Here is a 25,958-nt window from a genome sequence, read left to right on the forward strand (position 1 = left end):
TCATGTCACATCGATCACGACCATCAGTCCGCCGCCGCCCTTCTCCTCGACATTGTTGTTCGTGGTGTGATGCGGGATGTGGCAATGGATCAGCCATTTGCCCGGACGCTGCGCCTTCCAGATCACGTCGTAGCGCTGACCCGGCCCGACGTTGATCGTGTCGGCAAGGAAACGACCCGAAGCGGGGACCGTCTCGCCGTCGCGGGCAACGACCTCGAACGGTCCGCCATGGATATGCATCGGATGGATGAAGCCGTTGTTGGTGCCGATGAACCGCACCTTGAGCGTCTCGCCGACCTTCATCGGGATCGTCTCGGTCGAGGGATAGGCCTTGCCGTTGATGGTGAAGAAATTCGGCATGCCGCCATCCATCGGCATCGACGGGTAGGTCAGCCCTTCCCGCACCAGCCATTCCTGAAGCTCGATGACGTAATCATGGTCGGCCGCGACCTCGTCGGCGGGATTGGCGGGATCGATGATCAGCGCACCGTAGAGGCCGAGCGCCTGGGTCCGGTCCGGCTTGGCATGGGGGTGATAGAAATAGGTTCCGTGCTGGGTCGCGGTGAATTCGTATGAATAGGATTGCCCGGGCTCGATCGGCGGCTGCGTGATCTCGGCCGGCCCATCCATCTGGTTCGGCAGGATCAAGCCATGCCAATGCACCGTCGTTTCCTCAGGCAGGCCGTTGGTGACGTTGATCCTGACCCGATCGCCCTGGCGAATATGAATTCGCGGACCGGGAATCTGGCCGTTATAGGCATAGGCGTCGACCGCGACGTCCGGCAGGATCTGCCAGCGGACCACTGAAGGCCTGAGCTCGAACACCTTGATGCCGTTCTCCATCCGAAACGGCAGTTCCTGGTCGCCCCTTGCCGTCAGGCCATAAGAGGCGGCCACGAGGCGTGGATCGGTAGCCGCCATGTCGCGCATTGTATCGGCTGGCGTGTCGCGATCCATGATCATGCCTCGCGGCATGATCACCCCGCCGACATCGCGTGCCGACAGCGTCAGGTTCAGCCAGTTCGCCGGCGCGACCATGCCGATGGCGAGCGCCAGCAGGGAGACGGCACCCAGGGCAGCGACCTGCGGCGTCGTGGCATCCGTCTCCATGTGATGGCCGCCGCCTTTGCCTTTGTGGGAAACCATGTCGTGGTGCTGCCCGCGATGGCCGCTGGCGTCGGCCTGCTGCATTTGTATCTGCGCATGTTGCCTCGTGGCAGGCTGCTCCCGGACATCGATGCCGGCTGCCTGCGCACGCTGCGTCATCAGCCCATGCTTCAGCCCCCGGGCGACCAGCCAGACATTGGCCGGATAGGCAAGCGCAAAACCGGCGATGACGCCGATCGACATCACGCCCCAGAACAGCAGCTCCGTCGGTTCCATCGCGCGCATGTCGCGGCCCATCATCAGGAAGCTCATGACCGGCGCCATGCCGGCCATCATGAAGTTCATGGAGATGAACTCGGGCAGGAAGCTCTTGCGTACGTTTTCCCAATAGGTGCCGCCCATCATCGATTTCATGAACAGCGACTGGAAGATGAACAGGCCGAAGGCAAAGCCGGCGAGATATTCGACGATCAGGTCGATCCACATCGGCAGGCCGAGCGCCGCCGTGACGGCGGCGGCAAGAATGATGCCGGTGGCATCGCCGGCGACGCAGTGGATGGTGGAGCCGACGCCCTGCTTCCAGAGCGGCCGGGTGAAGAGTTCATGATCGCCCGGCCGGGGCTCCTTGTCGGCGAGCACGTAGAGCAGCAAGCCGAGCGGACCCATATAGAGGGTGACCAGGATGAAGCCCCATTTCATCACCACCGGCTCGGGATTGTTGCGATATTGGTCGAAGCCGACGTAAAGCGTCGAAGCCAGCGCCAGCGCGAACCAGACGACGAGGAAATAATCGATCGGTTGGATGAGCATCAGGATGAACCCGTGACCTACCGCCGCACGCGCCCACGCGGCTCGTTATACAACTCCCAATGGCAATGAACGCAGCCGGCGCGCTTATGATCCGTGCCGGCGCTAGTTACCAGGTTGCAACGTGACCACTCGAACGGCCTGAAGCACGCTTGCTATCTTCTCGCGTAGCGCACGGTCAGCGCTCGCCGAATACGCGCGAAGCCAGCAAGACAGAGAGGCGTGATCCGCCGGTCTTGTCCCGAACCGGAGTAAGGATCAGTGCAGGATCTGCGACAGGAACAGCTTCGTGCGCTCATGGCGCGGGTGGTCGAAGAACTCGGCCGGCGTGTTCTGCTCGACGATCTGACCCTGATCCATGAAGATCACCCGATTGGCGACTTTGCGCGCAAAGCCCATTTCGTGGGTGACGCAGAGCATGGTCATGCCTTCCTCGGCCAGCCCGACCATCGTCTCCAGCACTTCCTTGATCATTTCCGGATCGAGAGCCGAGGTCGGCTCATCGAACAGCATGATGCGCGGGTTCATGCACAGCGAGCGGGCGATCGCCACGCGCTGTTGCTGCCCGCCGGAAAGCTGGCCGGGATATTTGTTGGCCTGTTCCGGGATCTTGACGCGCTTGAGGAAATGCATGGCGATTTCCTCGGCCTGTTTCCGCGGCATCTTGCGCACCCAGATCGGCGCCAGCGTGCAATTTTCCAGAATGGTCAGATGCGGGAACAGGTTGAAGTGCTGGAACACCATGCCGACCTCGCGACGCACCTCGTCGATCTTCTTCAGATCGTTGGTCAGTTCCTTGCCGTCGACTATGATCTTGCCCTTCTGGTGTTCCTCCAGCCGGTTGATGCAGCGGATCATCGTCGATTTGCCGGAGCCCGACGGGCCGCAGATGACGATCCGCTCGCCGCGCATCACCTTTAGATTGATGTCCTTCAGCACATGGAATTCGCCGTACCATTTGTGCATGGCGATGATGTCGATGGCGACATCGGTGGTGGAAATGTGCATCTTGGCGGCATTGACCTTGATCTCTTCCGCGCTGACTGCGTTTTCTATGGCCATGACAAGGTCCCCTTTTTAGCGTTTGTGGCCGGTGTCGAGACGGCGTTCCGTGTACATTGAATAGCGCGACATGCCGAAGCAGAACAGCCAGAAGATGAACGCCGCGAACACCAGGCCGGATCTGGCCGTCTGTGGCGTCGCCCAATTCGCGTCGGAGAAGTTCTGCTTGACGATGCCGAGGAGGTCGAACATCGAGATGACGATGACCAGGCTGGTGTCCTTGAACATGCCGATGAAGGTGTTGACGATGCCGGGAATGACCAGCTTCAGCGCCTGCGGCATGACGACCAGGCCCATCTTCTGCCAGTAGCTGAGACCGAGCGAATCGGCGCCCTCATACTGGCCTTTGGGGATCGCCTGCAGGCCGCCGCGCACCACTTCGGCCATGTAGGCGGCGGCAAACAGCGACACGCCGATCAGCGCGCGCAGGAACTTGTCGAAGCTGACGCCGGCCGGCAGGAACAGCGGCAGCATCACGCTGGCAAAGAACAGCACCGTAATCAGCGGGATGCCGCGTACCGTCTCGATGAAGATCACGCACAGCAGCTTGACGATCGGCATGTTCGAGCGCCGGCCGAGCGCCAGCACGATGCCGATCGGCAGCGACACGGCAATGCCGACGAACGACAGGCTGAGCGTCACCAGCAGTCCACCCCAACGCGACGTCTCGACATGCGGCAGGCCGAACATGCCGCCGACCAGCAGAACGAAGGCGACGACCGGCAGTACAAAAAAGAGAAGAATGGCATTCAGCCCCTTGCGCGGTACGCGCGGAATGAGCAACGGCACCAGCAGTGCCACGAACAGGATGGCCACCACGATCGGCCGCCAACGCTCCTCGATAGGATAGGTGCCGAACATGAACTGGCCGAACTTGGCGTTGACGAATGCCCAGCAAGCACCGGTCCAGCCATCCGGCTGGATGCCGCCTTGCGCCACGGTGGCGCAGACCGAGCGGTCCGGTCCGGTCCACTGGGCGTTGATGAAGGCCCAATTGATGATTTGGGGCAGGATCACAGCGACCAGCGCGATGCCAACGATGGTGAGAATGGTGTCGCCCGTGGTGGCAATCAGGTTCTTGCGGATCCAGGCGGTGAGGCCACGCTCGCTCGACGGCGCCGGTTGGGCCAGCGCCATCTCCGTCCGCACCCAGGACATGTCGTCTTCCTGCATGGCCTTACCTCTCCACCAGCGCCATCCTGGCATTGACGACGTTCATGATCGCCGACGTGATCAGGCTGAGCGCGAGATAGACAGCCATCATGATCACCACGCCTTCAACCGCCTGCCCGGTCTGGTTCAAGACAGTGCCGGCAGTCGCCGTCAGGTCCGGATAGCCGATGGCGATGGCGAGTGAAGAGTTCTTGGTCAAGTTCAGATACTGGCTGGTCAGCGGCGGAATAACGATGCGCATCGCCTGCGGCACGACGACAAGCCTGAGGATCGATCCCGAGCGCAGCCCGAGTGCCGCGGCCGCCTCGGTCTGGCCCGTGCTGACGCCCCTGATGCCGGCGCGCACGATCTCGGCGATGAAGGCGGCCGTATAGCAGGACAACGCCAGATAGAGTGACAGGAACTCCGGTCTGACCTGAAAGCCACCGACCAGGTTGAAAGTCGATTGTTTCGGGAATTCGAAGGTCAGAGGAAAGCCGCTCAGCGCGTAGGCCAGCAGCGGCAGGCCGACGATCAACGCTATGGATGTCCACAGCACCGGGAACGGCTGACCCGTCGCCATCTGCCGCTGCCGCGCCTTGCGGGCGACGAACCAGGCCATGGCAAGGGCGAGGAGCAGGGCGACCAGGATCAGCCAGGAGCCCTCGCCCCAGACAGCGCGCGGAAAATAGAAGCCGCGCTGGTTGAGAAAGGAGCCGAACGGCAAATTAATGCTCTCGCGCGGCGGCGGCAGCACGGCGAGCACGCCGGAATACCAGAAGAAGATGACCAGCAGCGGCGGGATGTTGCGGAAGACCTCGACATAGACCGTGCAGATCTTCCTGATCAGCCAGTTGCGCGAAAGCCGGCCGATGCCGACGATGAAACCGATAATGGTCGCGGTGATGATGCCGACGACGGCAACGATCACGGTGTTGATGAAGCCAACCAGGATGGCTCGGAAATAGGTCGAATCCGACGAATATGCGATCGCGCTTTCGCTGATGTCGAAGCCGGCGCGGCCCCTGAGGAAGCCAAAGCCGGAAGCGATGTGCAAGCGCGTCAGATTGACGATGACGTTGTGGGTAACCCACCAGACCCCCGCTACCAGCAGGACGAGGACCAGCGCTTGAAAGAATATTCCGCGGACACGAGGATCATTGATGAAGGAACCGCGGCTTGGCTCCTCGCGAAGAACTTCCTGCGATGCCATTCGACAGTCCCCTGGAAAGAGAGACCGGAAGGCAGACGATCTGCCTTCCGGATCCATTTTCGATCAGCGGATCGGCGGAGCGTACTGCAGGCCACCCTTGGTCCACAGCGCGTTGATGCCGCGCGCGATCTTCAGCGGGCTGCCCGAGCCGACATTACGCTCGAACATCTCGCCGTAATTGCCGACGGCCTTGACGATGTTGACGACCCAGTCGTTAGAGACGCCGAGATCGGTGCCGATCTTGGTGTCGGCTTCCTGGCCGAGCACGCGCTTGATCTCTGGACTGTCCGAGTTCTTCATCTCGTCGACATTGGCCTTGGTGATGCCGAGTTCCTCGGCGTCGAGCAACGCGAAATAGGTCCACTTGACGATGTGGTACCATTGGTCGTCGCCCTGGCGTACGGCCGGCCCAAGCGGTTCCTTGGAGATGATCTCGGGCAACACGACGTGGTCGGCCGGCGCACCGAGCGTCAGGCGGATGCCATAGAGGCCCGACTGGTCGGTGGTGTATACGTCGCAGCGGCCGGCGTCATAGGCGGCGTTAACCTCTTCCAGCTTTTCGAAGACGACAGGATTGTACTCCATCTTGTTCGACTTGAAATAGTCGGCAAGGTTGAGCTCGGTCGTGGTGCCGCTCTGCACGCAGACCGCCGCGCCCGAAAGCTGCAGCGCCGAGTTCACGCCCGGTAGCTTCTTGGCGTTGATCATGAAGCCCTGGCCGTCGTAATAAGTCGTGCCGATGAAGTTCAGGCCGAGTGCGGTGTCGCGATTGATGGTCCAGGTGGTATTGCGCGACAGGATGTCGATCTCGCCCGACTGCAGAGCGGTAAACCGCTCCTTGGCGCTGAGCGGCGTAAACTTCACCTTGGTGCCATCGCCGAACACGGCGGCTGCCACAGCGCGACAGAAGTCCGCGTCGATGCCTTGCCACTCACCCTTGTCGTCCGGCGCCGAGAAGCCGGCCAGACCGGTCGAGACGCCGCATTGGATGAAGCCCTTCGCTTTGACATCGTCGAGCGTGGCCGCCGAAGCCGCCGAAGCCGCGAATCCAAACGCGGCGGCGCCCAAAACGCCGATTGCAATGTGTTTCATGACCCACAGACCCTTTTCTGTTTTTTCCAGGCGAACCTGACTTTTTCCCGTGTGAACGCAGCTATGTATCCCGGCCCATTACCGGAATCCCGCATCGTAACCGACGCGCTGCCTCCCATTCACGAACAACATCGAAGGCGATTATTCCTGTGAGGTCAAGGGAAATGACCAAATCCGAAAGACTTTGAAAACCAACTGCCTGAAATGCCTGAAATTGCAGACAAACGCGCTCGCAAATCGGCCAGCGCGCCAATAAAGCCGGCAAAGTCCGACCGTGAGTTGCCAAGCGCACTTGGCAGCCTTCCCGCAGGTCCACGGCTCGTTGCTGAATTGGCATATTCAAGACCTTGGCCTGGCGAGTGCGGTGCGGTTGCGCGGCCAATGCCGCCGCACTATGGCTAACGACCAACCCATGGGACGAAAAGCAATGGCAAAAGACGACAGCGAGATGGGCGTCAACACACGGCTCGCCCATTCCGGCAACAACCCGCATGACTATTTCGGCTTCGTCAATCCGCCGGTGGTGCATGCCTCGACCGTGCTCTATCCCAATGCGGCGACAATGGCGGCGCGCAGCCAGAAATACACCTACGGCACGCGCGGCACCCCGACCACCGATGCGCTGACCAGCGCCATCGATGCGCTGGAAGGCTCCGCCGGCACGGTCGCGGTGCCGTCCGGCCTGGCGGCCGTGGTGCTGCCGCTGCTCGCCTTCCTGTCGGCCGGCGATCATCTGCTGATCGTCGATTCCGTCTATCATCCGACCCGCAATTTCGCCGACACGATGCTGAAGCGGCTGGGCATCGAGATCGAGTATTACGAACCGCGCATCGGCGCCGGCATCGCGGCGCTGATCAAGCCCAACACCAAGGTGGTGTTCACCGAATCGCCGGCCTCCAACACCTTCGAGGTGCAGGACATGCCGGCCATCGCCAAGGCAGCGCATGCCGCCGGCGCCATCGTCATGATGGACAACACCTGGGCGACGCCGCTCTACTTTCGCCCGCTCGACCATGGCGTCGACATCTCGATCCACGCGGCGACGAAATACCCGGCCGGCCATTCCGACGTGCTGCTCGGCACCGTGTCGGCCAATGCGGACTGCTGGAAGCAGCTTTTCGAGACGTTCAACACGATGGGCTGCTGCGCCGGGCCTGACGACGTCTACCAGGTGCTGCGCGGCCTGCGCACGATGGGTGTGCGGCTGGAGCATCATCAAAGGAGCGCGCTTGCCCTCGCCGGCTGGCTCGAGGGTCAGCCGGGCGTAGCGCAGGTGCTGCATCCGGGGCTGCCCAGTCATCCCGACCACGCCATGTGGAAGCGCGATTTTTGCGGATCGAGCGGCATCTTCTCGATCGTTCTCGCGGGCGGCGGACAGAAGCAGCAGCACGCCTTCCTCGACGCGTTGAAGTTTTTCGGCCTCGGCTATTCCTGGGGCGGCTATGAGAGCCTTGCCGTGCCGGTATTCCTTGGCGACCGCACCATCGCCAAGGGCCCGTATGACGGGCCGCTGGTGCGCCTGCAGATCGGGCTCGAGGATGTAGGGGATTTGAAGGCCGACCTGGCGCGCGGGCTGGCGGCGGCCGCTGAGGCCTGAGCCAGCACCTTTTCACACTGAGTCAGAAAATCGGCGTAACAGCCTGGAAAAATTGCGATCCTGAGCGATGTCATGGCGACCGATCGGCCGGCGTCTACAAAATAGAGGCGGCGGTGTGGTGAAGGCGGTAGAATAGCCTCTGCCAGTCCTTGACACGGATTGAGGCTGGCCGGCGGGATCGGTCGGGAACCTTTTGTCGGCCGATGCATCCAATGTCGCGATGAGAAGCCTATCAGGAGATCGGCCATGCCTGCTGCGTTGACGGCAACGCCCGCCGCTCCCGGCGACATGCAGCTTGTCGGCCGCGCGCTGGCACGTGATGGCGATGCATTCCGCACCATCATCAAGACGCACAACCAAAGGCTCTACCGCATCGCCCGAGGCGTCGTGCGTAACGACAGCGAGGCAGAGGACATCGTCCAGGAGGCCTATGTCAGCGCCTTTGCCCATCTCGAGGCCTTTCGCGGCGATGCCTCGCTCGCCACGTGGCTATCGCGTATCGTCATCAACGAAGCGCTCGGCCGCTTGCGCAAAAGGCGGCGAATGGTAGCGATGCCTGAAAACCCGCAAGCCGAAATCATCCGGTTTCCCCTCAACCCGAGCGACGATCCGGAGCGGACGATGGCGCAACGGCAGATCCTTGAGCTTGTCGAACGGGCAACCGACAGTCTTCCCGATGTCTACCGGATGGTGTTCGTGGCGCGCGTCATCGAGGGATTGAGCATCGAAGAAACCGCCGAACTGCTTGGCGTGCGACCAGAAACCATCAAGACCCGGCTGCACCGCGCCCGCGCGCTGGTGCGCAAGGCGCTGGACGACCAGATCGGCCCGGTGCTGCTCGACGCCTTTCCCTTCGCGGGCCGGCGCTGCGAACGGCTGACCAATGCCGTGATGCAGCGGCTCGGTCTTTCCGGATAGGTCGCGCCGATTTTCGCGGGAACGTTTTCCCGTGACCTGCATCCAATGAGCATCACTGAAACGAAGCCCGATGCAGTTCCGCGTCGGGGCGAAGGAGAGCATCATGTTCATTCGATCGACCACGGCACTGGCCGCATTTTTCCTGCTTAGCGCAGCGCCCTTGTCGCAAGCTGCCGACAAACCGACCGATCCGCAGATCGCACATATCGCCTACACAGCAGGCGTGCTTGACGTCGAGGCGGCCAAGCAGGCGCTGAAGAAATCGAAGAACAAGGAGGTCGTGGATTTCGCCAAGGACATGGTGCGAGATCACGAGGCGGTCAACAAACAGGCTCTCGACCTGGTCAAGAAGCTCAAGGTCACGCCTGAGGACAATCCGACCAGCAAGGCGCTGACCAAGGCGGCGGCCGAGGAACGTGCCAAGCTTGCCAAGCTCAAGGGCGCGGCGTTCGACAAGGCCTATGTCGCCAACGAGGTGGCCTACCACAAGCAGGTCAATAGCGCGCTCGAAACTCTACTGATCCCGTCCGCCAGCAATGCCGAACTGAAGAGCCTGCTGGAAACCGGCCTGAAAATATTCCAGGGCCACGAACAGCACGCCGAACACGTCGCCGGCATGCTGAAGTGAGGATCGAGCCAATGGCGTCGAGGCGGCATCTGTGGGTTGCGCTGGCATTGGCCATGGGTGCCCAGCCGGCCAAGACCGACACCATCGAGGTGACGATCGAGAAGCTTGTGTTTTCGCCGGTAAAGATCGAGGCGAAGGTCGGCGACACGATCAGGTGGGTGAACAAGGACGTGTTCGCCCACACGGCAACCGTCAACGGCGCCTGGGAAGTGATGATCCCGCCGAAGAAGGCGGCGAGCCTGACGGTGAAGAAGGCGGAATCGGTCGATTATTTCTGCCGCTTCCATCCCAACATGAAAGGCCATCTGACAGTGACATCGCCCTGACTGGCTGATGCATGTCGCGCAAAAGTGCAGCGGTTTTGCGATAACGACATGCATAAAAAAGAGCCTGAAGCGCGCCGCATCAGGCCGGTCTAATGCGACGCGCTTTTAGGCTGCCAGCCATGCCGTCCCTACAAGCAGCGTGACCAGCGTCAACGGCAGGCCGACCTTGAAGAAGGCGATGAAGCCCAGCGGTTTGCCGGAGATTCGCGCGTGCTCGGCAACGATCAGATTGGCGACCGAGCCGAGCAGCGTGAAATTGCCGGCCAGCGTCGAGCTCATGGCGACGACCAGCCAGGCCCGCTCGGGGTTTTCCAGTCCGGGCACGAACGGCTTCAGCGCCAGCACGGCCGGGACATTGCTCATGATGTTGGACAGCACCGCGGTGAAGCCGGACAGCCGCCAGACATCATTCAGTCCGAGGTCCTTTGCCGAGGCGACGATGTCGGGCGTCAGCAGCGTCTTCTCCGCCCCGGCGACGACGATGAACAGCCCGGCGAACATGAACAGCAGCGGCCCATCGATCTCGCGATAGATGCGCTCAGGTTTGATGGCGCGGGTCAAAAGAAGAATGGCACCGCCGATCAGCGCTGCCTTGGCGACTGGAACGCCGGCGAAGAAGGCGATCGCCAAACCGACACAGACGACCACCGCCTTCACCACCTGCCCCGGCAGCATGCGGCCGCGGTAGACTTCGGGGCTGAGCTCGGCCTTGCGCGAAAATTCGGCGCGGTAGACGATGCGGATGATGACGATGACGGCGATGAGGCCGAACGCCGCGACCGGCGCCAGCGCCGCCGAGAAGGCCGGATAGGAAATCCCCGACAGCGCGCCGATGACCATGTTCTGCGGATTGCCGGTGATGGTGGCGACGCTGCCGCAATTCGAGGCGGTGGCGGTGGCGATCAGATAGGGAACCGGGTTGCGGTTGATGACGCGGGTGACATGGACGACGATCGGCGCCATGACCAGGCAGATGGCGTCGTTGACCAGGAATGCGGACAGGAGGCCGGTCAACAGCGTCACCATCACCAGCAGCATGAACGGCGCATGCGCATGCTCGATGGCGAACCCGCCGAGCGCGCGAAAGGCGCCCGACACTTTAAGATGCGCCACGACGATCATCATGCCGAGCAGAAGCGTGATGGTGTCGAAGCTGATGGCGCGGTAGGCGTCCTCCATGTCGAGCGCGCCGATGGCGATCATCGCCGCACCGCCGAGCAGCGCGATCCCTGCCCGGTCGAGGCGCAGCCCGGGTATCCTGCCGATGGCGACGCCGGCATAGGTCAGGACCAGGATCAGCAGTGCCGCCGCGCCCATCGCTGTCATGTGTTGGAAATCCTGTGCGACTGGCGAGTGAACCTGTCCGGAATGGACCCTGAAAATATTGGCGATCCCGACAGGATTCGAACCTGTGACCATCGGCTTAGAAGGCCGGTGCTCTATCCAGCTGAGCTACGGGACCGCTGGCCGGCCGCATGACCGGCGGATTGTGCCGGCAGGGCCGGTATGGGATCAATGCGTCCAGGGCGTCCTGCGGTCATAGCGGAAATTCTCCGCATAGGAAATCTGGCGGCGCTTGATTTCCTTCGGCTCCTCGACGCGGAAAGCCAGCCCTTCCTTCTCAGCGTAGGCGACCGCGTCCTCTCTTGTGTCGAAGGTCAGCCTGATCTGGCTTCGCATGTCGCCGGACGTGGTGTAGCCCATCAGCGGATCGATCTTCTTGCGCTGCTCCGGATCGAATTCCAGCACCCAATAGCCGGTCTTGGCCTTGCCGGACTGCATCGCGGTTTTGGCTGGGCTGAAAATGCGGGCTGACATGACCACCTCATTGCTGGTTGCAAGCACACGACCCCGAGACCACATTACTGTTCTCTGGCCATGCACTAGCCCGTCATTACTGCGCAATGCCGCCGGCAGCAAGGCCGATGGCTTTTTACGCTTGCTTTGGCGGGCTGAAATCACTAGGCAACAGACCGTTCGGAGTGTAGCGCAGCCTGGTAGCGCATCTGGTTTGGGACCAGAGGGTCGGGAGTTCGAATCTCTCCACTCCGACCATTCATCAAGCGAATCTCGTCGGCAGCGCAAGCGGATCACGCTCGAGTGTGTCTGCCGTGGCCGGCCATGTTTAAGCGACGGACGGACAGCACGAGCCCGCGCTGCCCGTCCGACATGCAAGCCGTCAGCCCTGGATGAAGGCCAGCAGATCCGGATTGATGATCTCCGGATGCGTGGTGCACATGCCGTGCGGAAGGCCCTTGTAGACCTTGAGCGTGCCGTGCTTCACCAGCTTGGCCGCAAGCAGCGCGGAATCGGCGATAGGCACGATCTGGTCGTCGTCGCCATGCATGATCAGGACGGGAACCTCGATCTTCTTGAGGTCGTCAGTGAAATCGGTCTCCGAGAACGCCTTGATGCAGTCGTAATGGGCCTTGGCTCCGCCCATCATGCCCTGGCGCCACCAATTGTCGATAGCCCCTGGCGAGACCTTGGCGCCGTCGCGATTGAAACTGTAAAACGGGCCGGCCGGCACATCCCTGTAGAACTGGGCGCGGTTGGCGACCAAAGCGGCGCGAAAGCCGTCGAAGACCTCGATCGGCAGGCCACCCGGATTGCTGTCGGTCTTGACCATGATCGGCGGCACGGCGCCGATCAGCACCGCCTTGGCAACACGGCCGCCGCCGCCATAAAGCGCGACGTAACGCGCCACCTCGCCGCCACCGGTCGAGTGGCCGATGTGGATCGCATCCCTGAGATCGAGATGCGCCGCCAGCGCCGCAACATCGGCGGCGTAGGTGTCCATCTCGTTGCCGGTCGCGGTCTGCGACGAGCGGCCGTGGCCGCGGCGGTCATGGGCGATGACGCGGTAGCCCTTTTCGAGGAAGAACAGCATCTGGTTGTCCCAATCGTCGGCGCTCAGCGGCCAGCCGTGATGGAACACGATCGGCTGGCCCTTGCCCCAATCCTTGTAGAAAATCTCGGTGCCGTCATGAGTGGTGAATGTGCTCATCGTCTTACTCCTTGATGGAAAAGTTGGGGGGTAACAGGGAAGCTTTTAGCCCCTTCAGCTGGACAAATTATAACAGTGCGGCCAAGGTGAGCATTGGCAAAACGGACATTCAACGTGGCAAAACTGACAAATGACGGCTACGCGTGATCTGATCGAAATCGGCCTTGTCTTGTATCCCGGCGTGCAGGAAGCGGCCGTGCTCGGCCTTACCGATCTTTTCATGCTGGCAAACCGGCTGGCTGTCGAGCGGTCGCCGGACGCGGCGAGGCTTCGCGTCAGTCATTGGCAATTGGAGGACGCGGGCCACACCGTAGTCCGCACCTTCGACAGCGACCCCGGCGCCGACAATGAACCAACCATGGTTATCCTCCCGCCAACCTTGGGAGATCCGATCGCTCGGGAAGCAGCCGCGGCCTATGCCGGCTGGCTCAGGGACCGTCATGGGGCAGGCGCGACCCTCGGCTCGGCTCTGCGCCGGCGCCTTCGTGCTTGCCGAGACCGGCCTGTTGTCCGGTCGCGCCGCGACAACGCACTGGGCCTATCGCGACGCGCTGGCGCGCCACCGGCCTCAGGCCGACCGAATATTGCCAGCACCTGCGCGTCGGCAAGGCGCGCGAGATGCTGGAAACCACGATGCGATCGATCGACCAGATCGCCTGGGAGGTCGGCTATGACGATCCCGGCTCGTTCCGCAAGGTATTCGCCAGGATAACCGGCCTGGTGCCCGGCGACTATCGCAAGCGCTTTGGCACGGAACGAGCGGTAATTGCAGGCGGAGAGAGCTGAGGCCAGCCGCGCAATGACGCAATCGATTCGATGCTGCCAAAGGCAAGCTCGCCGGGCGAGAACCCCAACCACCCATCTCCCGGCGAGCCTACTACCTGATTTGATACGCAATCAGGACCGGGATTAGCCGGCAAGCTCTTTGCTGCAAGACAGATGCCAGCTTTTGTTCCCGAAATGGGACAGTGGCGGCACTGGAATCGTCAAATCTCGAACTCGCCCTGCCCTTCGTCCATGGCGCTGACGGTCTCGGCGGCGAGCGCGCGGGTGATCGGCGTCTTGCGCTCGAGCGCGGTGCGGTCGAGCCGTTCGACCACCCGCATGGCAGTGGCCAGCGAGCGCTCGATGCGGCGCACCAGATATTGCACGACATGCGGCTCGACCTCGACCTGGCGGTCGGCGAACAGCTTTGTGATGACGCCGGCCAGCAGAAGATCGTCGGGTTCGTGGATCTCGACGGTCGCCGCCGCCTTCAGCCGCGACGCCAGGTCGGGCAGCCTGACGCCCCAGGCGGACGGGAAGCGCCGCGCCGTCAACAGCAAGCTCGAGCCGGCGCCGCGCACCGCGTTGATCAGGTGGAAGAGGCCGTGCTCATCGATCGGGCCGGCATCGACATCGTCGATCAGGGCCGGATGCGCGCCGAGATTTTCGATGCAGTCGCCGATGCGGCCGGCCTCCACTTTCACCGCGTCGGCGCGGGTCCGCCAGATCGAGGCCAGATGGGTTTTCCCCGAGCCGGCCGGCCCGGCCAGCACAACGACCGGCGACGGCCAGTCCGGCCAGCGGTCGACAAGCGCCGCCGCCTGGCTGTTGGTGCTGGAGACGACGAGCTCGTCGCGCGAATAGCCGGTGCCGTGGCCTAGATCGAGCGGCAATTGACGCGGCGGATCGATCTTGTCCGGCATCTGGCTCAACCGCGCGCGCCCCCGCGGCGGCGCACCTGCAGCGGCGGCACCGGCTCGTCGGCGTGGCCCTTGTAGAGCGGCGATTCGAGATAGCGGGCGATGGCGAAGCGCACCAGAACGGCAACGGCGGCGGAAGCCGGAACGGCGATCAGCAGACCGACGAAGCCGAACAGCGCGCCGAAGGCAAACAGCGCAAACATCAGCCATACCGGATGCAGGCCAACGCTTTTGCCGACCAGCCTTGGCTGCAGGATGTTGCCCTCGATGAACTGGCCGACGAAGAACACACCGGCCACCGCTGCGATCATGGTCCAGTCCGGCCAGAACTGGACGAAGGCGACGCCGACGGCCAGCACCAGGCCGGTCAGCGAGCCGACATAGGGGATGAAGGAGATCAGTCCGGCGAACAGACCGATGAGGATGCCGAAATTCAGGCCCGTCAGTGTCAGGCCGGTGGCATACATGGCGCCCAGCACCAGGCACAGCGTGCCCTGGCCGCGCACGAAGCCGGCGGTCGCCGTGTTGATGTCCCTGGCGATCGTCCTGACGGTCTTGACATAGTCGCGCGGCACCCAGCTGTCGACGATTGTCACCATGCGATCCCAGTCGAGCAGCATGTAGAAGGCGACGACCGGCGTCACCACGAACAGGCTGACCACCGAGACCAGCGCCACGCCGGAGCTCCAGATCGAGGTGAACACGGTGGTCAGGAGGCCGAAGCCGGAGGTCAGCAGCGAGTTCAGGCCTTCGCGCAGGCCGTTGGCGTCGACGCCGAATTTCTCTTCCAGCCATTTCGGGTCGAAGCTGGTGATCAGGCTCTGCAGCCGGGTCAGATAGTCCGGCAGCTTGCTGGCGAAATCAGCCATCTGCGAGGCGAGCACCGGAACCAGGATGACGACGGCCAGCACCAGGACGACGATGAAGGCGATGAGGATGACCACCGTCGCCATCAGCCTGGAGAGGCCGAGCCGCTCCAGCCGGTCGGCGACAGGGTCGAGGAAATAGGCGAGCACCATGCCGGCGACGAACGGCAGAAGGATGCCGCTGAAGACATAGAGGAAGACGGCGAGGATGATGGCGCTGACCAGCCAGAAGCGGATCTGGCGGCGAAACGACGCCGACGCCGCAGCCTCCGCTGCCGCGGCTTCGGCCTCGGCGTCGATGGACCGTTCGTCAGGTGCCCGGTGTTCGGGTGCCCGGCGTTCAGGTGCCCCGCGTTCAGGTGCCGGGTGTGGAGCCTTCGCCATAGCCGCTCATATGCCTCAGCCAAGCCACGAGATAGGCCGCGGCCGAAGCCACGGTCAAGACCCCGGACAGCAATATGAGGGCCGGCCTCAGCGGATCGAGATGGATGTCGAAGGCGAGTTCGCCCAACACCACTGCCGCCAGCACGATCTGGATCGCGGTGTTGGCCTTCGACACCAGGAGCGGCTTCATCTCGACCGGATGCGCCATGACGGTGGATAAAAGCACGGCGCAGACGATCAGTGCGTCGCGCGACACCATGGTAACGACCAGCCACAGCGGCAGTTCGCCGCTGAAGCCCAGGACCACGAAAACCGAGACCAGCAGCAGCTTGTCGGCCATCGGATCGAGATAGGCGCCGAGCCTGGAAAACTGATTGAAATGGCGGGCGATGAAGCCGTCGACGCCGTCGGAAATGCCGGCAATGAGGAAGCCCGCAAAGGCCCAGTCCCAGCGGTCCTGCAGCATGGCCAGCACCACGGCCGGCACCAGCACGAAGCGCATGATCGTGATCATGTTGGGGATGGTCAAACGCATGTCCCGTCGCTCTTGTTTGCCGATACATGATCGAGATGGAGGGTTACGGCAAGTGAGAAGCGACACAGAAGCTGCCAATCTCCCCAGGAGGGCGCCAGCAATGAAATAGGTCAAGACCGATGTCGATTTCGGGGAGGCTCATTCGTCTCACGATAGCAAGCCGAGGAATTCGCCCAGCAAGGAAACGGACGCGATGACAATCACTATCACAGCATTTGAACGATCGCCCGATGGCGGCAAGGGACTGGCGCGCGATACGCGTGTTCGCTGGGCGCTCGAAGAAGTGGGGCAGCGGTATGAGGTTCGTCTTGTTTCCTTCGCAGAGATGAAGGCGCCTGACCATCTGGCCATCCATCCCTTCGGCCAGATCCCCACCTATGAGGAAGGTTCTCTCTCGCTGTTCGAGACCGGCTCGATCGTCTTTCATCTTGCTGAGCAGCATGCGGGCCTGCTGCCGAAGGATCGCAATGCCCGCGCGCATGCGATCACGTGGATGTTTGCCGCACTTAACACCGTCGAGCCGCCGATCCTCGAATTAACGACGGCAAGAATATTCGAACGTGACAAGCCTTGGAGCGAGGAGCGCTTGCCGTTGGTAAAGGACCGTGTTCGCGCTCGGCTGGACAAACTCTCGGCCCACTTGGGCGTCGCCGACTGGCTCGATGATACGTTCAGCGCAGGCGATTTATTGATGGTGTCAGTGCTGCTGCGACTGAGAATGTCAGGCATTTTGGACGAATATCAAAACTTGGCTGCCTATGTAGCGCGCGGGGAAGCACGGCCGGCTTATATCCGGGCTTTCGCCGCGCAATTTGCGATCAACGCAGAGGGGGCGTGAAGATTAGCCAGCATTGAACTAACCAAATGGAAGCGAGCCCGAAGCGCGCGCGCTCTCCTTTGGCGACGCCAGTCAAGAAAGCTGGTACGTCTCCCGTATTCGAGGGGACGCCATGTCGATCAACATCTATGTCTACTGGGGGGCGAGGAGAAAGGACGCCGAAGAGCTGGTCCCGCAGTTCCAGGCGCATTTCCGGGCCTTGGACGAAGCCGACGACAGGTTCGCGAGGTGGGCCCCGCGCGGCAGATCGCTCAAAAAAGCAATCGCCTCCAAGCCGGTCAACACCTCGTCATGCGAGGTTCTCCATCGCTGGCTGTTAAAGGGCCGGAACAAGACGGACATGCCTCCGAGACAGCCCGTTCCTGAACTGGGATACAATGTGTCGCTGTGGAACCAGCGCCAGGCAAATATAGAGGCGTCCACATCAGTCCACTGCGGTTCCTTTTCCAAATATCTGTCGGAAGACAGCCAGAACAATGCTTCGCTGGAGTTTAGCTACAAAGCTGGAGCCGAACCGGTGAATACAAAGGTTTTGCTCGGCCTATTTCTCAAGTTCATTGATATCTGGGAACCCAGTTGGGGTTCGATCTGGCGGCACGTTCATGAGGGACATCCAGCCGGGGCGCGTTGGAACCCAAGACATGTTCAATATGCCTTCTTCCAGTCACCGGGAGGACGCGGGCACGATGAACGATTTATGGGACAGCAGCAGACCCTCCCCAAGGGCGGTCGCCTCTGGACGGACGAAACGGCAGTGCCTTTCCTGGAAGAGACGTAAGTGCCCGGTATTCCGCTGCCGTCCTTGCAAGACGCTGTTGCCCATGCGAAGAGCCCGTGAAGCGACAGCCTATTTCCCCACTGCTGAATGACGATGGCGCAGAGAATCACAATCGCTTGGCGAGTAACGCTTTGTTATCTGGCCGGACTGACAGAAAGTCTTTTGGTCTTCGCATTTTTCGGAGCCCCGCACCGCAAGGTGGCGACGCAAGATCTCCTGTGGGCCTTCGCTCTTGAGCTGGCCGTGGGCGTGGTCGTCTCTTGGCCCCTCTGGCTGACCGCCGCTGTCGTCGCGTTCGTTTTCTCAAGATCAGTCGTTGCAAATCCAGGTCTGTGGGCTGCCGCGGCGGCTTTGATCGCCGCCGGCTTCTCGTATGGGACCCTGCCCTTCGACGGTGAGATCAGGTCTCTTGCAACCGTCGGAGGCCTCGCCGCAATTCTGGCAGGGATTTCTTTTTATTGTTGGAGTGTATCGCGCCCGGTTCCCGCGGCATCCAACTGAAGCCACCATTAATCGCGCGCTTGCCTTGCGGGGCAAAACCGTTCATGCGAAGAGCCCGCACGCGAGTGAAAACAGCGACAGGCAAGCGCAACAGATGAGCAGGCGCCGGAAATGAGCAAGCGCAAGAACGGGCTCACCTATGCCGAAGCGGGCGTCGACATCGACGCCGGCAATCTCATGGTCGAGAAGATCAAGCCGCTGGTGCGCGCCACCCGCCGGCCAGGCGCCGATGGCGAGATCGGCGGCTTCGGCGGTTTGTTCGACCTCAAGGCCGCCGGCTTCACCGATCCGGTGCTGGTGGCCGCCAATGACGGCGTCGGCACCAAGCTGAAGATCGCCATCGACGCCGGCAAGCACGACACGATCGGCATCGATCTCGTCGCCATGTGCGTCAACGACATCGTCGTGCAAGGCGCCGAGCCGCTGTTCTTCCTCGACTATTTCGCCACCGGCAAGCTCGATCCCGACCAGGGTGCTTCGATCGTCGGCGGTATCGCTGCCGGCTGCCGGCAGGCCGGCTGCGCGCTGATCGGCGGCGAGACGGCGGAAATGCCCGGCATGTATCACGACAAGGATTACGACCTTGCCGGCTTTGCCGTCGGTGCCGCCGAACGCGGCCAGCTGTTGCCGACCGACGACATCGTCGAGGGCGACGTGCTGCTCGGCCTCGCCTCGTCGGGCCTGCATTCGAACGGCTTTTCGCTGGTCCGCCGCATCGTCGCGGTAAGCGGCCTTGGCTGGGGCGATCCGGCGCCGTTCAATGACGAGGCGACGCTGGCCGAGGCGCTGCTCGAGCCGACGCGCATCTACGTCAAGTCGATCCTCAAGGCGATTCGCAACACGCATGGCATCAAGGCGCTGGCCCATATCACCGGCGGCGGCTTTCCCGAAAATATCCCGCGCGTTCTGCCCAAGGATTTTTCGGCCGAGCTCGATCTCGGCGCCATCGAGGTGCCGCCGGTGTTCTCATGGCTGGCCAAGACCGGCGGCGTCGCGCCGGAAGAGATGATGCGGACCTTCAATTGCGGCATCGGCATGATCCTGGTCGTCGCCTCCGGCCAGGCGGCGCAGGTCGCCGCCGTTCTGCAGGAGGCCGGCGAGACGGTGACGCCGATCGGCCAGATCGTGCCGCGCCGCGATGCCGGCGTCATCTATCGGGGCTCGATTGGCCTATGAGGAAACGGACGGTCGTACTGATCTCGGGGCGCGGCTCCAACATGACGGCGCTGGTTGCGGCGGCGAGCAACCCAGCCTATCCGGCCGAGATCGTCGGCGTCATCTCCGACCGCGCCAATGCCGCCGGCCTTGGCATCGCCGCGGCGCGCGGCATCGCCACCAGAGTGATTTCGCGCTCCGACCATGCCAGCAAGCAAGCGCATGACGAGGCGATCGATGCGGCCCTCTTGTCGTTCGGCGCCGAGATCGTCGCGCTGGCCGGCTATATGCGCATCCTCGGCGCGCGCTTCGTAGAGAAGTGGCAGGGCCGCATGATCAATATCCACCCTGCCCTGCTGCCTGCCTTCAAGGGGCTGGATACGCATGCGCGGGCCCTCCGCGCGGGCATGCGCATCCATGGCTGCACGGTGCATTTCGTCACGCTCGACATGGATGACGGGCCGATCATCGCCCAGGCCGCCGTGCCGGTGATGGTCGGCGACAATGAGGACACGCTAGCCGCGCGCGTGCTCAAGGCCGAGCACCAACTTTATCCGCTGGCGTTGGGCCTTGTCGCCGAAGGCAAGGCGCGGATGGAAGGCGGCCGCACGGTGTTTTCGCGCTTCGCCGACGATGCCGACAACGCCACGTCGGTGGTGATCGCGCCCGACCCGCTGCGCGAAGAGACCGATCTCGAGCACCTGGCGCGGATAACGCCGTGAGGGTCAGTTCTTGAATTTGGTAGCAAATTTTGCTACCGTTTTCGCGAGGAGACGGCTTGATGGCGACAGTCGAAAAAGTCAGCGTAGCGCTTTCCCCGGAACTGCTGGACATGGTCAAACGCGCGGTGGCCAGCGGGCAGTACGGTTCGGCAAGCGAAGTGATCCGCGAGGCACTGCGCGAATGGCGGCTTCGCCAGCCCTTGCGCGAGGCCGAAGCGGAGCGGTTGCGGAAAGTCTGGACGGAAGGGCTGGAGAGCGGTCCGTTTGCGCCGTTCGACATCGAGGACATAAAACAGAAAGCCCGCGGCCGGTTGGGCAACACCGGCAAAAACCGGCGGAATGGCTGACATCCGCATTGTCCACAGCCCGGCGGCAGAAGACGACCTGATCGATATTTGGTTTGGCATTGCAAGGGACAACCCGCTTGCCGCGGACCGCTTTTTGGATGCTATTGCCGAGCGCATCGTGCAATTGGGCACATTCCCGGAATCCGGTCCCAAGAGGCCCGACATCGCTGCCGAGGTGCGGGCGTTGACGATCGGCAACTATCTCGTGCTTTATCGCCTGGCCGAACAGCGCGTCGAGATCGTCCGCGTCGTGCATGGCGCACGCGACGCTTCGGCCTTATTTTGAATCCATGAAGCAACTGCTGCTCCTGCGTCACGCCAAGTCGAGTTGGGACGATCCCAACCTCATCGACTTCGACCGGCCGCTGTCCGCGCGCGGGCTGAAGGCAGCACCACTGGTCGGGCGCGAACTGGCCCGGCGCGGCTGGCTGCCGGAGCTGGCGCTGGTGTCGCCGGCGCTGCGCACCCGCGACACGTGGCGGCTGGTCTCGGCGGAATTGCCGGCGAAGGTGCAGGCCAAATTATCCCAGGCGCTCTACGAGGCGGCGGCGGCGGACATCCTCGCCAAGGTGCGGCAAGTAAAGGCGGGGACTGGAACGCTGCTGGTGCTTGGCCACAATCCCGGGCTGGAGGAGTTCGCGCGCGGGCTTGCCGGGGCTGGATCGGACCAAGCGGCGCTGAAGAAGCTGGCGGAAAAATACCCCACCGCGGGCCTGGCTCGGTTCGACGTCGACGGCGATTGGACCGGTCTCACCTTCGGCAGCGCCCGACTGACGCACTGCATTTGGCCGAAGGATCTTCGCTAGCGACTGCCTGACAGGCCGGGGGATCGCCGACCTTCCGACCAAACCCGGCTTCGCGCAAACAAAAGCGGCGGGCCAGGCCCGCCGCTCTTTGTGCTCCCGGTTAAGGAACTAACGGCCCCAGTTGCCCCGGCCAGATTGGGGCACTACGGGTTGATCCGTGCCGAACCGGGTCGTCGCCTCGGTGTCGACGGCGTTGTGCTCGGCCGTCAGCGGCTTGCGGATGGAACCGGTAAACCCGCTGTCGATGGTGCCGACAGGCGCGTTGCCAACAGGCGCGGCCGGCTGGTTGACGCCGTCCGAACCATAGTGATCACTGCCTGCAAAGGCGCTGCCCGTGGCGACGAGGACGATGGTGGCGACGGTAAGAGCAGTCTTGGTCATTTCAGGTACTCCAATGTACTGGTCATTCGTGAGTTGTCATTGCTTTCGACGCATTCGAGATGAGAGCGCTGTCCGCGCCGACGAATACGCACCCGGCTTTTTTCCGATGTGCACGTTGCTGGACGATTTCAGCAACCGAGATTGTGGCTACAGATGAAACCTGCAAATCAAAGTATTCGATTGGCGCAGGATGCTATTCGGCGCACACGCCCGTTGATACGCGACAGCAAGAGTAGCGGGCCAAGCCCGCCGCTCTTTGTGTTGCGGGCCGTGATAATCAGCGGCCCCAGATGCCTTGGCCGGATTCAGGCGCCACCGACTCGGAGGTTGTCTTGGCACCGGTATGCTCGGAAGTAACTGGCTTGCGGATCGAACCGGTGAAGGTGTTGTCGACGTTGGCAGCAGCAGCGGCCGGCTGGTTGACGTTGTCCGAGCCATAATGGTCGCTGCCGGCAAAAGCAGTGCCGGTGGCAACGAGGATGGCGGCGGCGGTAAGAGCGAGCTTGGTCATTTCGGTACTCCGGTAGTTCTTTGGTCTGTCCGTCAAGTGGCGTGCCTCGGGAGGAATTCGCGTCGCTCGGACCACCCCGAGATGGGTCGGCAAGCCTGTCGTTTCCAATCACGAAAATTTTGTACGGGTGCGCCAAATTGGCCGCTTGAAAATCCGGCATAAGGTCCCTTCTGCCACAATCTTCTGATTTCTTTTCAATTAGTTATGCGGTCAGTGGTGATTTGCCGCGCGAACATTCTTTGAGCCGGCGTTCACCCTTTCCTGTACTCTCTGCTAACGGAACCGAGCCGTTCGGTTCGAGTTCTTTTACGCTTGGCTGATCAGCGCTTTCAGAGGCTCGATCGACATTCCTGCCGACCGATCAATGCGCGGTGAAATTCACGCTGCCAGCTCAGCGCCAGCGGCGTCGTGCTTGGGCCGCGCGCTGGCCAGAAGCACGACCGGGCAGTTGCAGGCGGCTAAAACAGCGCCGGCGGTTTCACCGAAGAACAGGTCCTCACCCGGACGTTGGGTGACGCCCATCACGACGATCGCCGCTCCTTTGGCCGCCTCCCGGGTGATCGCCTTGTCGGGTGTGACGCGGGTATGGAACGCTGTGTCGATATGCAGGCCGTAGCGGCCCGCCAGATCAGCGATGTCTTTCAGGACGGCCTCTTCGCGGCTATGCGACACCGATGTCGACCTGCGGCCCTTGGCTGCCTTTTGCGAGACGTAGAGAACCTTGATCCGCGCCCGGTTTGGACGGGCCAGCGCCAGCGCCAAGTCGGCGGCGCGACGCGCCACCTGGGTACCGTTGACGGGGACGAGAATACTGGTGCCGGCCCTCAGCGTCGGCATCTTTTCGCCAGCATTGCCGCCGTTCAGGACCAGGCAAAGCGGGCCGTCAAATCCTGCGGCAATGTCGTTGAGGGCCGGCGCGAAGGCGCCATCGGCGGTCAGCACATTGTCCAGGCCGACCAGCAACAGGCCGTATCCCTTGCGGGCCTCTTCGGCAATCGTCTCACCCGTGGCATCCAATTCGGTGCGGGCCGTCAGATGGACTTTGTCGACAAGCGTATCTTCGATCCGTTTCACCGCCTGAGCGCTCTTTTTTGCACCCTTTTTGATTTCCTGGAGGGCGCGCTCCTGTCCCTTGCTGTCGGTCGGCCTGTCAACTCGGCCGTCTTTCGGCTGAAGCAAGGTGGTGGGCAGGCGAAGCAAGGTGGTGGGCATGCCGCTGCCTCCGCCGACCAGTCCGGCGAGATATGCGGTGAACTTGCCGATCCTGCTGTCGTCGACCAGCACCAGCAGCCTCTCCAGCCTGGAAATGAAGCCGTATTCGTCCAACGCCTCGCGCTCGACACGCTGCTGCTCGTCGTGCCCAACCGGCAGCCGGCCGAGCGCCCAGCGCAGCATCGGCGGCATGGCCAAGGTGGTGATCACGGCCATGGTGACGATCATGGTGAAGAGATTGTGCGACAGGATGTTCATCGACAGGCCGATGCTGGCGACGATCACCTCGGTCGAGCCGCGTGCGTTCATGGCACTGCCGACGGCGATTGCTTCCTTGAGCGACATGGCGGCGAGCTTGGCGCCGATGAACGCGCCGCCAAACTTGCCGATGCTGGCGATGATCACGAGAGCGCCCGTCAGCATGGCAAGGGTTGGATCGGCGAGCACTGTGAGATCGGCGGAAAGCCCCGCCATGCCGAAGAAGATCGGCATGAACAGCGCGGTGATGACGCCGCGCAGCTGACCTTCGATATGGCTGGAGAGGATGGGCGATTCCCCGACCAGGATGCCGGCGACGAACGCCCCCAGCACGGTATGGACGCCTATCAGATTTGTGATCAGCGCCATCGCTCCCATGATGATGAGGATCATGGTGATCACCGCAAACTCGCTGCGGAATTGATCGTTGGTCCAGCGGATCAAGGTGAAGACAAGACGGCGGCCAATGGTGAAGGAGAACACCATGAACAGTGCCACCGCGGCGATGGTGGTCACCAGCGGCGCGAACTGTAGCTTGCCATTGGTGGCGATGCCGAAGGTTACGGCGATGACCAGCCAGCCGATCGTGTCCTCGATGATCGCCGAGGAAATTATCACCTGTCCGAGGTTGCGGCGCATGAAGTTCATCTCGCGCACCACCATGGCGACGACCTTGACCGACGAGATCGACAGCGCCGTGCCCAGGAACAGCCCGGCGACGGTGCGCTGCGTGGGGTCAGCCAGCAATGCGTCCGGCAGGAACTGCGCCAGCGCAAAACCGAAGATGAAGGGCACCACGACGCCGGTAGCCGAAATGGAAAAACAGGCCGCGCCAACCCGGCGCACCAGCCGCAGGTCCGTCTCCATGCCGGTCAGCAAAAGCAGCATCAGGATGCCGAGCTGCGAGACGGCGTCGATCATGCCCTTTTGCGCAGGATCACTGGGAAAGATCAGGTGCTGGGCCGACGGCCACAGCCAGCCGAACAGCGAAGGACCGAGCAGGATGCCGCCGATCAGTTGGCCCATGATTGCCGGCTGGCCATAACGCTGCAGCACTTCGCCCAAGCCGCGCCCGACAAGCAGCAGAAGCACGATCTCGGCGACGAAAGCGCCTTCGCCCGAACCACCCATGCCGGAGGCCCGGGTACCGGCAACGAGCGTCTCCGCTGCCCAGGCCGCCCCCGCGGGGACGAAAGCGCAAACCAGCAGCGCCAGGCTGGAACGTGTCGGAGCCTGCCAAGCCATGAAACCCCCATCGCCCAATGCACGTGTCCAACAACGCGCGACAGGGCGTTGCGTTGCTAGACAGGGCGTTGCGTTGCTAGACGTGGACGTCACCGAAGGAGAGTTCGCCGTCGTCGCTCTCTGTCAGAAATGCTGTCACCAGCAGGCCCGCATAGAGGACGGCGACCAGCACGACGATGACGGCGCCCGGAATTGGACCCAAGGCAGCACTGGCGACGGCCTCACGCATCGACCCGACGAAGCCGATGCGGACACCTTCGGTCAGAAGACTGGGGGTCGACAGTTTGAGGATCCAGGCCAGCAGCAGGATCAGCAGCATGTAGATGTAATTGCGACGCAGGCGGCGCGCCAAAGCCATGCGTTGCGAAATCAGGAATTTCGGCGCGCGCAGGCTCTCGCCGACGATCAACAGCCAATCGGACGCGAAGTCCGGCTGCGGCGAGAATATCTGCGCGAAATAGTGCCGTTCGAACTGGCGCACGCGAGCCCGATAGAAGTCGAAGAAGCGATATCGGCGGGCCTCTATCCACAGCAGCAGCAGAACAAGCAGCATGGCAAACAGCAGCACACCATGGTGAGCGCTGGCTGTCGAAAGCGAAACGGACAGCATGGCTGCGACAACGGTTATCGCCCAGTTGCTCGTCCGGTCCAGGCGGTCACGCCACCCAGCCATGCGCGCAATCTCGGCGCGATGAAAGTGGGACATCGTGGTTACGAGTTCGCCGGACGACAGTGTCCTTCCGATGGGATCCGGCGCCGGCAACACTTCTGCCATGACAATGCCTCCACCCGCCACGCGAAAACGGCCGGATGGAGATATCGTTC

General features: G+C 62.4%; 27 protein-coding genes, 2 tRNA genes and 1 pseudogene. 14 read left to right on the forward strand and 16 right to left on the reverse strand.

Translation table 11 applies throughout. The features are described from left to right. The 5 genes from NKH59_RS07660 to NKH59_RS07680 form a co-directional block, all read right to left on the reverse strand. Nucleotides 1–1,917 (reverse strand): multicopper oxidase domain-containing protein, encoded by a 1,917-nt coding sequence (locus NKH59_RS07660; protein WP_352501894.1) that lies wholly within the window; start codon nt 1,915–1,917, stop codon nt 1–3. Between the two features lie 255 nt (nt 1,918–2,172). Further along, on the reverse strand, nt 2,173–2,922 hold the full coding sequence (locus tag NKH59_RS07665; RefSeq protein WP_031212005.1) for an amino acid ABC transporter ATP-binding protein: 750 nt from the start codon (nt 2,920–2,922) through the stop codon (nt 2,173–2,175). Between the two features lie 69 nt (nt 2,923–2,991). Next, nucleotides 2,992–4,149, reverse strand: coding sequence for an amino acid ABC transporter permease (locus NKH59_RS07670; protein ID WP_353021446.1), 1,158 nt, complete (start codon nt 4,147–4,149; stop codon nt 2,992–2,994). Nucleotides 4,150–4,153: 4 nt separating this feature from the next. After that, nucleotides 4,154–5,341, reverse strand: a complete 1,188-nt coding sequence (locus NKH59_RS07675) for an amino acid ABC transporter permease (RefSeq protein WP_352472636.1) — start codon at nt 5,339–5,341, stop codon at nt 4,154–4,156. Nucleotides 5,342–5,404: 63 nt separating this feature from the next. Continuing rightward, the gene (locus tag NKH59_RS07680) at nt 5,405–6,433 is read right to left on the reverse strand and encodes an amino acid ABC transporter substrate-binding protein (protein WP_254820740.1); all 1,029 of its coding nucleotides are present in this window, start codon (nt 6,431–6,433) and stop codon (nt 5,405–5,407) included. A gap of 427 nt (nt 6,434–6,860) precedes the next feature. Here NKH59_RS07680 and NKH59_RS07685 point away from each other — a divergent pair, with 427 nt between their 5' ends. The 4 genes from NKH59_RS07685 (at nt 6,861) to NKH59_RS07700 (ending at nt 9,902) form a co-directional block, all read left to right on the forward strand. Then, nucleotides 6,861–8,030, forward strand: coding sequence for a cystathionine beta-lyase (locus tag NKH59_RS07685; RefSeq protein WP_352472635.1), 1,170 nt, complete (start codon nt 6,861–6,863; stop codon nt 8,028–8,030). Nucleotides 8,031–8,276: 246 nt separating this feature from the next. Further along, nucleotides 8,277–8,948 carry an RNA polymerase sigma factor gene (locus tag NKH59_RS07690; RefSeq protein ID WP_352472634.1) on the forward strand — a complete coding sequence of 224 codons (672 nt, stop codon included), beginning with the start codon at nt 8,277–8,279 and terminating at the stop codon, nt 8,946–8,948. 103 nt (nt 8,949–9,051) lie between these two features. Then, nucleotides 9,052–9,576 carry a DUF4142 domain-containing protein gene (locus tag NKH59_RS07695; protein WP_352472633.1) on the forward strand — a complete coding sequence of 175 codons (525 nt, stop codon included), beginning with the start codon at nt 9,052–9,054 and terminating at the stop codon, nt 9,574–9,576. A gap of 11 nt (nt 9,577–9,587) precedes the next feature. Further along, the gene (locus NKH59_RS07700) at nt 9,588–9,902 is read left to right on the forward strand and encodes a cupredoxin domain-containing protein (protein WP_352472632.1); all 315 of its coding nucleotides are present in this window, start codon (nt 9,588–9,590) and stop codon (nt 9,900–9,902) included. Between the two features lie 105 nt (nt 9,903–10,007). On the opposite strand, the gene NKH59_RS07705 is transcribed toward NKH59_RS07700, so the two are convergent. The 3 genes from NKH59_RS07705 to NKH59_RS07715 all read right to left on the reverse strand — a co-directional run bounded on the left by NKH59_RS07705 (nt 10,008) and on the right by NKH59_RS07715 (nt 11,720). Continuing rightward, nucleotides 10,008–11,228: an anion transporter gene (locus tag NKH59_RS07705; RefSeq protein ID WP_352472631.1), complete on the reverse strand. Its 1,221-nt coding sequence runs from the start codon at nt 11,226–11,228 to the stop codon at nt 10,008–10,010. Nucleotides 11,229–11,287: 59 nt separating this feature from the next. After that, nucleotides 11,288–11,364 (reverse strand) — tRNA-Arg (locus NKH59_RS07710). 50 nt (nt 11,365–11,414) lie between these two features. Next, nucleotides 11,415–11,720: an ETC complex I subunit gene (locus NKH59_RS07715; RefSeq protein WP_352472630.1), complete on the reverse strand. Its 306-nt coding sequence runs from the start codon at nt 11,718–11,720 to the stop codon at nt 11,415–11,417. A gap of 160 nt (nt 11,721–11,880) precedes the next feature. Between NKH59_RS07715 and NKH59_RS07720 the strand changes: the two genes are divergently transcribed. Further along, nucleotides 11,881–11,957: transfer RNA gene (locus NKH59_RS07720), tRNA-Pro, on the forward strand. Between the two features lie 124 nt (nt 11,958–12,081). Here NKH59_RS07720 and NKH59_RS07725 read toward each other — a convergent pair. Continuing rightward, nucleotides 12,082–12,909 carry an alpha/beta fold hydrolase gene (locus tag NKH59_RS07725; RefSeq protein WP_352472629.1) on the reverse strand — a complete coding sequence of 276 codons (828 nt, stop codon included), beginning with the start codon at nt 12,907–12,909 and terminating at the stop codon, nt 12,082–12,084. A gap of 130 nt (nt 12,910–13,039) precedes the next feature. Between NKH59_RS07725 and NKH59_RS07730 the strand changes: the two are divergent. Continuing rightward, nucleotides 13,040–13,695 (forward strand): annotated as a pseudogene (locus NKH59_RS07730) (helix-turn-helix domain-containing protein). A gap of 200 nt (nt 13,696–13,895) precedes the next feature. On the opposite strand, the gene hdaA reads toward NKH59_RS07730, so the two are convergent. From hdaA to NKH59_RS07745, 3 genes are read right to left on the reverse strand one after another with little or no spacing between them, the layout of a single operon-like run. Then, complete coding sequence (gene hdaA / locus NKH59_RS07735; RefSeq protein WP_352472673.1) at nt 13,896–14,597, reverse strand: DnaA regulatory inactivator HdaA; 702 nt, start codon at nt 14,595–14,597, stop codon at nt 13,896–13,898. A 5-nt stretch (nt 14,598–14,602) separates the two neighbouring features. Next, nucleotides 14,603–15,844, reverse strand: coding sequence for an AI-2E family transporter (locus tag NKH59_RS07740; protein WP_352472627.1), 1,242 nt, complete (start codon nt 15,842–15,844; stop codon nt 14,603–14,605). Continuing rightward, nucleotides 15,816–16,373 (reverse strand): CDP-alcohol phosphatidyltransferase family protein, encoded by a 558-nt coding sequence (locus NKH59_RS07745; RefSeq protein ID WP_352472672.1) that lies wholly within the window; start codon nt 16,371–16,373, stop codon nt 15,816–15,818. Before NKH59_RS07745 ends, NKH59_RS07740 begins: the two co-directional genes overlap by 29 nt. A gap of 199 nt (nt 16,374–16,572) precedes the next feature. Here NKH59_RS07745 and NKH59_RS07750 point away from each other — a divergent pair, with 199 nt between their 5' ends. The 8 genes from NKH59_RS07750 to NKH59_RS07785 all read left to right on the forward strand — a co-directional run bounded on the left by NKH59_RS07750 (nt 16,573) and on the right by NKH59_RS07785 (nt 21,526). Then, nucleotides 16,573–17,217: a glutathione S-transferase family protein gene (locus tag NKH59_RS07750; RefSeq protein WP_352472626.1), complete on the forward strand. Its 645-nt coding sequence runs from the start codon at nt 16,573–16,575 to the stop codon at nt 17,215–17,217. 112 nt (nt 17,218–17,329) lie between these two features. After that, nucleotides 17,330–17,995: an Imm52 family immunity protein gene (locus NKH59_RS07755; protein ID WP_352472625.1), complete on the forward strand. Its 666-nt coding sequence runs from the start codon at nt 17,330–17,332 to the stop codon at nt 17,993–17,995. A 93-nt stretch (nt 17,996–18,088) separates the two neighbouring features. Continuing rightward, nucleotides 18,089–18,496, forward strand: coding sequence for a hypothetical protein (locus NKH59_RS07760; RefSeq protein ID WP_352472624.1), 408 nt, complete (start codon nt 18,089–18,091; stop codon nt 18,494–18,496). Nucleotides 18,497–18,607: 111 nt separating this feature from the next. Continuing rightward, a complete protein-coding gene (purM, locus tag NKH59_RS07765; protein WP_352472623.1) occupies nt 18,608–19,672 on the forward strand; it encodes a phosphoribosylformylglycinamidine cyclo-ligase in 1,065 nt (354 codons plus the stop codon). Then, nucleotides 19,669–20,373: a phosphoribosylglycinamide formyltransferase gene (gene purN / locus NKH59_RS07770; protein ID WP_352501881.1), complete on the forward strand. Its 705-nt coding sequence runs from the start codon at nt 19,669–19,671 to the stop codon at nt 20,371–20,373. Before purM ends, purN begins: the two co-directional genes overlap by 4 nt. Nucleotides 20,374–20,432: 59 nt before the next feature. Next, nucleotides 20,433–20,720, forward strand: a complete 288-nt coding sequence (locus tag NKH59_RS07775) for a type II toxin-antitoxin system ParD family antitoxin (protein WP_352472621.1) — start codon at nt 20,433–20,435, stop codon at nt 20,718–20,720. After that, the gene (locus NKH59_RS07780) at nt 20,713–21,006 is read left to right on the forward strand and encodes a type II toxin-antitoxin system RelE/ParE family toxin (protein ID WP_352472620.1); all 294 of its coding nucleotides are present in this window, start codon (nt 20,713–20,715) and stop codon (nt 21,004–21,006) included. The genes NKH59_RS07775 and NKH59_RS07780 overlap by 8 nt, the downstream gene beginning before the upstream one ends. Nucleotides 21,007–21,010: 4 nt before the next feature. After that, nucleotides 21,011–21,526: a SixA phosphatase family protein gene (locus NKH59_RS07785; RefSeq protein WP_352472619.1), complete on the forward strand. Its 516-nt coding sequence runs from the start codon at nt 21,011–21,013 to the stop codon at nt 21,524–21,526. A gap of 108 nt (nt 21,527–21,634) precedes the next feature. On the opposite strand, the gene NKH59_RS07790 is transcribed toward NKH59_RS07785, so the two are convergent. The 4 genes from NKH59_RS07790 to NKH59_RS07805 all read right to left on the reverse strand — a co-directional run bounded on the left by NKH59_RS07790 (nt 21,635) and on the right by NKH59_RS07805 (nt 25,908). Then, nucleotides 21,635–21,907 (reverse strand): DUF680 domain-containing protein, encoded by a 273-nt coding sequence (locus NKH59_RS07790; protein WP_352472618.1) that lies wholly within the window; start codon nt 21,905–21,907, stop codon nt 21,635–21,637. A 277-nt stretch (nt 21,908–22,184) separates the two neighbouring features. Then, complete coding sequence (locus NKH59_RS07795; protein WP_352472617.1) at nt 22,185–22,418, reverse strand: DUF680 domain-containing protein; 234 nt, start codon at nt 22,416–22,418, stop codon at nt 22,185–22,187. Nucleotides 22,419–22,796: 378 nt separating this feature from the next. Continuing rightward, nucleotides 22,797–25,019 (reverse strand): cation:proton antiporter domain-containing protein, encoded by a 2,223-nt coding sequence (locus tag NKH59_RS07800; protein ID WP_502899638.1) that lies wholly within the window; start codon nt 25,017–25,019, stop codon nt 22,797–22,799. A 190-nt stretch (nt 25,020–25,209) separates the two neighbouring features. After that, nucleotides 25,210–25,908 (reverse strand): DUF2270 domain-containing protein, encoded by a 699-nt coding sequence (locus NKH59_RS07805; RefSeq protein WP_352472615.1) that lies wholly within the window; start codon nt 25,906–25,908, stop codon nt 25,210–25,212. Between the last annotated feature and the right edge of the window lie 50 nt (nt 25,909–25,958).

Source organism: Mesorhizobium sp. M0998 (assembly GCF_040318885.1).
In the GTDB taxonomy this organism is placed as follows: domain Bacteria; phylum Pseudomonadota; class Alphaproteobacteria; order Rhizobiales; family Rhizobiaceae; genus Mesorhizobium.